8 protein-coding genes and 2 pseudogenes are annotated in these 8,602 nt (G+C 65.1%); 6 read left to right on the top strand and 4 right to left on the bottom strand.

Annotated elements, in window-relative coordinates:
• Window positions 1-1,178 (bottom strand): PE family protein (locus AC5Y7D_RS28540; protein WP_499929380.1); only part of this gene is annotated, 1,178 nt, incomplete at its 3' end.
• A gap of 281 nt (window positions 1,179-1,459) precedes the next feature.
• Between AC5Y7D_RS28540 and AC5Y7D_RS28535 the strand changes: the two genes are divergently transcribed.
• Both AC5Y7D_RS28535 and AC5Y7D_RS28530 read left to right on the top strand, forming a co-directional pair.
• Complete coding sequence (locus AC5Y7D_RS28535; protein WP_499929379.1) at window positions 1,460-1,717, top strand: sulfotransferase domain-containing protein; 258 nt, start codon at window positions 1,460-1,462, stop codon at window positions 1,715-1,717.
• Complete coding sequence (locus AC5Y7D_RS28530; protein ID WP_499929378.1) at window positions 1,674-1,853, top strand: hypothetical protein; 180 nt, start codon at window positions 1,674-1,676, stop codon at window positions 1,851-1,853. Before AC5Y7D_RS28535 ends, AC5Y7D_RS28530 begins: the two co-directional genes overlap by 44 nt.
• Before the next feature lie 222 nt (window positions 1,854-2,075).
• On the opposite strand, the gene AC5Y7D_RS28525 is transcribed toward AC5Y7D_RS28530, so the two are convergent.
• From AC5Y7D_RS28525 to AC5Y7D_RS28515, 3 genes and pseudogenes are all read right to left on the bottom strand, one after another.
• On the bottom strand, window positions 2,076-4,361 hold the full coding sequence (locus AC5Y7D_RS28525; RefSeq protein ID WP_499929377.1) for an arylsulfatase: 2,286 nt from the start codon (window positions 4,359-4,361) through the stop codon (window positions 2,076-2,078).
• Window positions 4,362-4,442: 81 nt separating this feature from the next.
• Entirely contained in the window at window positions 4,443-5,153 is a 711-nt protein-coding gene (locus AC5Y7D_RS28520; protein ID WP_499929384.1) for a siderophore-interacting protein, read from the bottom strand.
• A gap of 54 nt (window positions 5,154-5,207) precedes the next feature.
• Window positions 5,208-5,402, bottom strand: a pseudogene (locus AC5Y7D_RS28515) (PE family protein); the annotation flags it as partial.
• A gap of 168 nt (window positions 5,403-5,570) precedes the next feature.
• On the opposite strand from AC5Y7D_RS28515, the pseudogene AC5Y7D_RS28510 reads away from it, so the two are divergent.
• The 4 genes and pseudogenes from AC5Y7D_RS28510 to AC5Y7D_RS28495 form a co-directional block, all read left to right on the top strand.
• Window positions 5,571-5,639, top strand: a pseudogene (locus AC5Y7D_RS28510) (FAD-linked oxidase C-terminal domain-containing protein); the annotation flags it as partial.
• Window positions 5,640-5,751: 112 nt separating this feature from the next.
• Complete coding sequence (locus AC5Y7D_RS28505) at window positions 5,752-6,993, top strand: cytochrome P450 (RefSeq protein ID WP_499929376.1); 1,242 nt, start codon at window positions 5,752-5,754, stop codon at window positions 6,991-6,993.
• A complete protein-coding gene (locus AC5Y7D_RS28500; RefSeq protein ID WP_499929375.1) occupies window positions 6,993-7,571 on the top strand; it encodes a TetR/AcrR family transcriptional regulator in 579 nt (192 codons plus the stop codon). Before AC5Y7D_RS28505 ends, AC5Y7D_RS28500 begins: the two co-directional genes overlap by 1 nt.
• A 77-nt stretch (window positions 7,572-7,648) precedes the next feature.
• Window positions 7,649-8,584 (top strand): sulfotransferase domain-containing protein, encoded by a 936-nt coding sequence (locus AC5Y7D_RS28495; RefSeq protein ID WP_499929374.1) that lies wholly within the window; start codon window positions 7,649-7,651, stop codon window positions 8,582-8,584.
• Window positions 8,585-8,602 lie beyond the last annotated feature (18 nt).

Below are 8,602 nucleotides of genomic sequence, written 5' to 3'. Positions count from 1 at the left end.
GGCGCGCCGCCGGTGCCGGCCGCGCCGCCGAGTCCGCCCGTTGCGTGTGCGATGCCGGCGTTGCCGCCGTTACCGCCGTTACCGCCGGTACCCATGCTGAGGGCGGAGGTGAAGTCGCCGGTCGCGCCGGTACCACCGGTGCCGCCGACTCCGGCGCTGCCGCCGTTGCCGCCGTTGCCGCCGCTACCGTTTCCTCCCAGGGAGCCGAACCACCCGCCGGAGCCGCCACCGCCACCGGTCCCACCGTTACCCGCAGCGCCACCGCTTCCTCCGTTGCCGGCGTTGCCGCCAACCCCGTCACCGCCGCCGGCGAAGGTGCCCAGCACGCCGTCGCCGCCGGTGCCGCCGGTACCTCCGGACCCGCCGATCCCGCCGGACCCACCGGCCCCGCCGCTGGAGAACAGCGCACGTCCGGCACCCCCGGCGCCGCCATTGCCGCCGGTACCCCCGACGCCTCCGTCACCGCCCTGCAGTCCCAGGCCGGGGGTGACACCGATGCCGCCCGCGCCACCCGCCCCGCCGACGCCGCCGGCGCCGCCGTTGCCACAAAGCCACCCACCGGCGCCACCAGCGCCGCCGGACCCGCCGGTCCCGCCGTTCGCGCCACCCGTGCCGGCCCACCCAACCCCGCCGGCGCCCCCGGCACCGCCGCGGCCGATCAGGCCGGCCGACCCGCCAGCCCCGCCGGTTCCGCCCGCGGTGCTGGTGGCCGTACCGGCCACCCCGGACCCACCGGCCCCGCCGTTGCCATAAAGCCAGCCGCCGTCGCCGCCCTTCTGCCCGGTTCCCGCCGCTCCGTTCGCGCCGTCACCGATCAGCGGACGGCCCGTCAAGAACAGGCTGGGCGCGTTGATCACCGCCAGAATGTCCTGCTCCAATGTCTGCAGCGGTGTCGCGGCAGCGGCCTCAGCCAGCGCGTACGCCGCGCCACCGGAGTTCAACGTCTGCACGAATCGCTGATGGAACAGCGCCGCCTGGTTACCGAGCTCTTGGAACTCTTGGCCATGCGTGCCGAACAACGCCGCGATCGCTGCCGACACTTCATCGGCGGCTGCGGCCGCCAACGTGGTCGTCGAACCCGCCGCGGCCGCGCTGGCCGACTGAACCGCCGACCCGATTCCGGCCAGGTTCGACGACGCGGCGGCCAACGTTTCGGGCGATGTGATGACAAAAGACATCTGCGGCTCCCGCCACTGACGATGACGCCAGAACGACTGCTCTGGGTCGACTCCCATTCCGAACGGGGCCAGTATCACTTAAAGAACGCAAATTAGGACGAAATCGACCATATTGACTCCTGCGGAGCCTCTGAGCCGGAGCTAGGTTTGCTATCGCGGGAAACCCAGGTCAGACCGAACTGTGGTTGTCCAACCGGCGGTACGCCTGGTTTGGCGGCAATCATGCCTACAGCGGCTGATCTCTGGTCTGCAGCACTCTGTTGCGTTGACAGCCATCGGCGGTGCCCCCGGTTGCCGATCGGGAACTGCGCGACGAACCGAATGTGCTGCTGCACTACCGCCGGCTCGCCGACGACGTGCATGGACAAATCACCTGGCTCGCGGAGTTCATCGGGATCGACCCTGCCTCGCTGGACATGGACGTCATCGCCGAGCATTGCTCGTTCGATTACAAGCGGCCACGCAGACGAGATGGCTCCGTTCAGCGGAGCACACATGTCCAGCGCCCAAGCCTTCTTCCACAAGGGGCCCACGCGTGATTGCCGCAGCGAGCTCGAGGCGGAGCAGGTTGCGCGCTTCGACCATGTCGCCGTACAGAAGCTGGGCAGCCAGTGGGCGCACTGGCTGGTAACGGGCGAATTAGCGGGCGGCGGCGAAATCGGCGGGCTCTGGTAGCTCTTTGCAGCCTCGAAACCAATCACGTTGAATCAGAACATCATCCGCTATCCGCTGCAGAGCGGCGTCGAACTCTCCGGCGTCGTCGGCGAAGCCGGCAAAGTCAGGTGTCGACCACCCAGCCCCGGATCAGAGCAGACACGAAGTTGATCCAGATGTCCACTGCCGACATCGAGTATTCGAGGCCGACATCGAGAGCACTGCGATGAAGATGAATCGGCATCACCGGAGCTGGATCGTCACCTCGTTGATGTTGCTGTTGAACGCGAACGTGCCGTCATAGGTGTCCGCCGCGGGGGTTCCGCCATCCATGCCGATATCGAGTCCCTCGTCGGCGCTAAAACCGAATGGCACGGTGCGTTCGATGCGTGCGGAACCGACCTGGCGGCCATCGAGCAGCAGCCTAGCAACACCGCCTTTTCCCAAACCGCCACCGTCGTAGTCGAATTGGATCTCGACCGTGGCCACGCCGGCGGGCAACACCTCAGCTGCGGTGATGGTGGTGTAGTCGGTGCCGAAATAGTTGTAGGTGAAGGCCGGCTGTCCCTCCATCACGTACAGCGACAGTCCCGCGAAGTGTCCGCCCGCGGCCAACAGAACGCCGGCTACCGCCGCACCGCCGGGGGTGTCGACAGTCGCAGTGATGGAATACGACCGGTTGAACGTGCTGCGGATGATGTCCTCGGGCATTCGGATTGCGCCTTGCCCGAATGAGATCGACGAACGCTCACCCAGAATCGTGGGTCGGGCACCCATCGCGCGGATCGGTCCCCGGTCATCGATCGGAAAGACATTGTTTCTGGCGGCTTCGGCTTCGAACAATGCCTTCAGTTCGACGAGCTTGTCGGGGTGCTCCGCAGCAAGGTCGGTGGCCTGGCTGAAGTCGCTGCGTAGGTCGTATAGCTCCCAGCGGTCATCGGAGAAAGCCGGCAGTTCGGATTTCCTCCACTGGATCTTGGCGTGATAGGTGCAAGCGATCCAGTCCTCGTGGTAGATCCCCCGAGTCCCTTGTATCTCGAAATACTGGGTGCGACGACGGTCCTCCGCCGCGGCACTGTCGAACGTGTACGCGAAGCTGATGCCGTCGTAGGGCTTTTGGACCGCACCGTTGACAATCGTGGGTTGCGGGATGCCTGCGACTTCCAGCACTGTCGGGGCGATGTCGACGACGTGGTGAAATTGGCAGCGCAGTCCGCCCCCGTCGGTGATCCGCTGGGGCCAGGTCACGATCATCGGGTTGCGGGTGCCGCCGAAGTGGCTGGCGAACTGCTTGGTGAACTGGAACGGCGTGCACATCGACCAGGCGAATCCGACCGGATACTCGTTGCTGGCCTTCGGGCCGCCGAAATCGTCCATTCTCGACAGCACGACGGTGACGTCTTCTTGTAGTCCGTTGAGTGCCACCATCTCGTTGAAGACGCCGTCGATTCCCCCGGCCGGGGCAGCCCCGTTGTCACCGATGACGTAGATGAACAAGGTGTTGTCCCATTCGCCCATGTCCTTGAGAGCCATGACCATCCGCCCGATCTCATGGTCGGTGTGGGCGAGGAACCCGGCGTAGATCTCCATGAGCCTGGCCGCGATGCGCCGCCTGTCTGGCGAGACAGAGTCCCACGCGGGGATCGAATCGTGGCGCGCGGTCAACACGGCGTCGGCGGGGATCACTCCCAGTTGTTTTTGGCGAGCGAAGATCTCCTCGCGAACGCTGTCCCAGCCCGAGTCGAATCGGCCCCGGAAGGGCTGGCTCCACTCTGGCGAGACATGGTGCGGTGCGTGGGTCGCCCCAGGCGCCCAGTAGACGAAAAAGGGCCGATCTGGCGAGATGGCTCGCTGCCGACGTACCCATTCGATCATCCGGTCGGCGAGGTCGGTCGTCAGGTGGTAGCCCTCGACGTCCTCGGGACGTTCGACCGGCACCGTGCCGTGGTACAAACCCGGATTATATTGATGCGCTTCTCCTCCCATGAAGCCGTAGAACTCCTCGAAGCCCATACCGGTGGGCCACCGGTCAAATGGACCGGTGGGGCTGACCTCCCACACCGGAGTGTTGTGCCACTTGCCGAACGCTGCGGTGCTGTAGCCGTTGAGCCGCAACGTCTCGGCAATGGTGGCGGCCGATTTCGGGATGATGCTGTTGTAGCCGTCGTAGCCGGTGGCCCACTCGGTGATGTTGCCGGTGTTGACGACGTGATGGTTCCGACCCGTGAGCAACGCCGCCCGCGTTGGTGAACACAGCGCGGTGGTATGAAATCGGTTGTAGCGCAGACCTTCCCGCGCCAGCATGTCACCGGTGGGGGACGGAACCGGACCACCGAAGGTCGCGGTGGCTCCAAACCCCACATCATCGAGCAAGACGATGACCACATTGGGTGCGCCGTGCGGGGGCCGGATGGGGGCAATGGTCGGCATCACCGACTCAGCAATGGTAGGACCGGCCTGACCGCCACTCGGTGTGTCAGGAAGCGGCAGCTGCGTACGATCGAAACCGGCCGCGTCTGGTTTGTTCATGTGCACGCCTTCTCAGGTAGGCGAAATCCGATGTCTTTCGAATACCACACAGATGATGTACAGCAGGACAGTTCACGCCGATCAGGCCACCCAATAAGCCTGCGACTTAATTGATTTGCGCGGAATTCCGAAGTTGTCCCGTAGCACCTTGACGACCGAGCGGGTAGTTCGGCTGTCGCAGGCCACCCAACCGAAACAGCCGCCTCCGTCGACATCCGCCGACCGCACCGCCTCCAGGAGCGCCTCGCCCTGGCGGTTCACCCAGGTGACATCGGTGTCGCGGGCGACTGGAAGGTGTTTGTCGTCGGCGCAGCCGGCCTCGAGGAAGATCTGTGCGGGAGCATCGCCGATGGCTGTCAGTAGCGAGTTGATGGCGGGCAGCGAGGCGCAGTCGCCGACGATGATGTACCCGATCGGGCGCGGTTCAGGGAGCGCGAACTTGCTGCCCATCACGGTCGCCTCGATGGTGTCGCCGGGTTGGGCCGCTCTCGCCCAGTTCGACGCGATGCCGTCGTGCAGCGCGAACTCGATGTCGAAGGTGTCGGCGTCGGGATCGGGGTCGACCACCGTGTAACCGCGTTGATGCGATCTGTCGCCGTCGGCGAACCAAAGCCGTATCCACATGGTGGGATGCACCTCGTTGGCGGCGAGCAGACCACCCGCATCGAAGCTCAATCGATGGTAGTGGGGGCTGATCTCTCGCCGACCGGTGACAGTGAGCCGATAATCGCCCGCCCGAAGTAGCTTGAGCACTGCTCCCGCAAAGCCTCGAGACGTCTTGTGTTCGCTCATCCTCACCCTTCGTCGTAGCCGACGACTTAGGTTAGGGTAACCAACCTGCGCGCTGATCGACCGATAATCATCAGCGAACTCACCGAACAACCGCGCTATCGAGGCAGAGACCTCGTCGGCGGCTGCGGGCAACACTTGGGTCGTTGAGGCTGCGACTGTCGCGTTGGCTCGATTGATCGCCGCGCCCAGCCCGTTCAGATCCGCGGACGCCGCCGCAAGAGCCCCGGGTTCAGCGATCAAGAAAGACATTCCGGCTCCCAGGAAGTTCGACGGCACCAACAGTTCACGACCGTTGCGAGACTCTACGCGTGTCTGATAATCACATCTGCAGATTCCAGCGGTGCATGTCGAGCTCTGTGGCTGCACCCGGACGGCCCCGCGAGATCGCGCGGCGGTAACCCCTAACCTGGGCGCACGCGGGTGAATCGGCGCATCAAGGCGGCCCTCGACCCCGACGGCATCCTGAACCCCGGCGCCGGCATCTAGCCGCTCCTCCTCCCCCGCCGGGTGGGAAATCCTGTGACGTCAACACGGCGTAGGATCGTCGATTTCACACCCGGTGCTTGACACCTTCAGGCCGGTGTCGTACGAATAAGACATGACCGCGGTTATGTCTCATGAAGCCCCGCCGACATTCGTGTTGGCCACCCCGCAGAGCTGGGCGAACCCGTGGCCGATGTACCGAGCGCTGCGTGACCGCGACCCGGTGCATCACGTCGTGCCGCCGGGACGGCCCGACGACGACTACTACGTGCTGTCCCGCCACGCCGACGTCTGGGCGGCCGCCCGTGACCACGAGACGTTCTCCTCGGCACAGGGACTCACCGTCAACTACGGCGATCTGGACATGATCGGGTTGCGGGACAATCCGCCGATGGTGATGCAGGATCCGCCGGTACACACGCAGTTCCGCAAGCTGGTGTCGCGCGGTTTCACGCCGCGGCAGGTGGAGGCCGTCGAACCCAAGGTGCGCGAGTTCGTCGTCGAGCGCATCGAGAAGATCCGGGCGCGCGGCGAGGGCGACATCGTCACCGAACTCTTCAAGCCGTTGCCGTCAATGGTCGTCGCGCACTATCTCGGTGTCCCCGAAGAGGACTGGGATCAATTCGACGGCTGGACCCAGGCTATCGTCGCGGCCAACACGGCCGAGGGCGGCATTGCCAGCGCGCTGGAAACGGTCGGCGACGCGGTGGGGACGATGATGGCGTACTTCACTGCACTGATCGAGCGACGCCGCACCGAACCCGCGGACGACACGATTTCGCACCTGGTGGCGGCCGGGCTGGGCGCCGACGGTGATATCTCCGGCATCCTGTCCATCCTGGGGTTCACCTTCACCATGGTCACCGGAGGCAACGACACGGTGACCGGAATGCTGGGCGGCTCAATGCCGTTGCTGCACCAGCGACCCGATCAGCGTCAGCTGCTGATAGCTGATCCCGGCCTCATCCCGGACGCGGTCGAAGAACTGCTGCGACTCACCTCGCCGGTGCAGGGACTGGCCCGCACGGTGACCCACGACGTGACGATCGAGAACACCACCATCCCGGCCGGTCGCCGGGTGCTGCTGCTCTACGGGTCGGCCAACCGCGACGAGCGCCAATACGGCCACGACGCAGGCGAACTCGATGTCACGCGCCGGCCACGCAACATCCTGACCTTCAGCCACGGCGCACACCACTGCCTGGGGTCGGCGGCTGCGCGGATGCAATCCCGGGTGGCACTCGGTGAGCTGTTAAGTCGATGCCCCGGCTTCGAGGTCGACGTGGCCAGCGTGGTGTGGTCCGGCGGTCACTACGTACGGCGCCCGTTGTCGGTGCCGGTTCGGGTGCCGTCCTGATGGCCGACGACTGGCTGGGTGAACGCCGTAGCGAGGTCGCCGCGGACCGGATCCTCGACGCCGCCGAGCGACTGTTCACCGCGCACGATCCGGCGTCGGTCGGCATGAACGACATCGCCAGAGCCGCCGGCTGTTCGCGCGCAACGCTGTACCGCTACTTCGACAGCCGGGAATCCTTGCGCACCGCCTATGTACACCGTGAGACACACCGATTGGGCGCCGAGATCCTGCGGCTGATCGACCGCATCGAGGACCCACGCCAAAGACTGATCGCCGGCGTCACCGCCACGTTGCGGATGGTTCGCGAAAACCCGGCACTGGCAGCATGGTTCGGCTCTGCCCGATTGCCGATCGGGGGCGAACTGGCCGGTCAGTCCGAAGTGATCACCGCCCTGGCCGCCGGCTTCCTCGGCTCGCTGGCGCCCGACGAGCCGGCCGCCATCGAACGCCGCGCACGCTGGGCGGTGCGGGTGATCATCTCGATGCTGATGTTCCCCGGGCGAGACGAGGACGACGAGCGGGCGATGATCGAGGAGTTCGTCGTCCCCGTGGTGACGCCGGTTTCGGCCTGTAGTTAAACACCCGGCCAAGCCGTACAATATCGCGCGGCAGGCGTACTCACTTCGGGCGTGTACGGCAGAGAGCAGGGTTTGCGATGACGAAACCGTTGATTGCTCCGACCAGAGTCGTGCGGGACTATTTGTCCAATTCTCTGGTGTGGCACGACTTCCTGGCCCAGGGCGGCTTCGTCGAAGGTGACATCGTCATCGCCACGCCGGTCAAGTCGGGCACGACCTGGACCCAGCGGATAATTCAGCAGATCCTGCGTAACGGGGCCGAGAACGACGGCAGCCTGTCCGACACCTCGCCCTGGCTGGATTCCAGTTGGGGTGACCATGCGGGGATGCTCGACGTGCTCGGGCAGCAGCGCGACGCCGGCTGCAGGCGCGTGGTCAAATCGCATCTGCTAGCCGATGCCCTCCCGATCGCCCAAGAGGCCAGGTACGTGTTCGTCGGCAGGAACGGCAAGGACTCCGGGATCAGCTTTCACAACATGTTGTCGAACTACTCCGAATCGACGATGGCGAAGATCAACGAGGTTCACGCTCAGTGGTCGGGCAGTTCGGCACCCTTGGTCGTCCCCCCGGACATGCAGACATTCTTCGATCTGTGGCTCGACACGGGCGGCTGTGGCTGCGGTGACCTGTTCGACCTGGTGAAGTCATGGTGGGAGCTGCGCGACGAGCCGAACGTGCTGCTGTTGCACTATCGGGAGCTCAAAGACGACTTGACGGGTCAAATCGCCCGTCTGGCAGAGTTTTTGGACATCGACCCAGGTTCGCTGGACATCGATCTGATCGCCGAGCATTGCTCGTTCGACTACATGAGTGGTCGGGCGGAGAAGATGGCTCCGTTCAACGGGGAACACATGTCCAGCCCTAAAGCCTTCTTTCACAAAGGTCCCAACCGGGACTACCGCAGCGAACTCACGGCGGCGCAGATTGCGCGCTTCGACCGGGTTGCCGTGCAGAAGCTCGGCGCGCAGTGCGCCCACTGGCTGGAAACCGGACAACTCTCCGGGGCCGGATAACGTTCGGCATTGCGGCCG

The organism is Mycobacterium sp. NGS49 (genome assembly GCF_059812565.1).
This window is presented reverse-complemented; position numbering and strand designations above follow the sequence as displayed.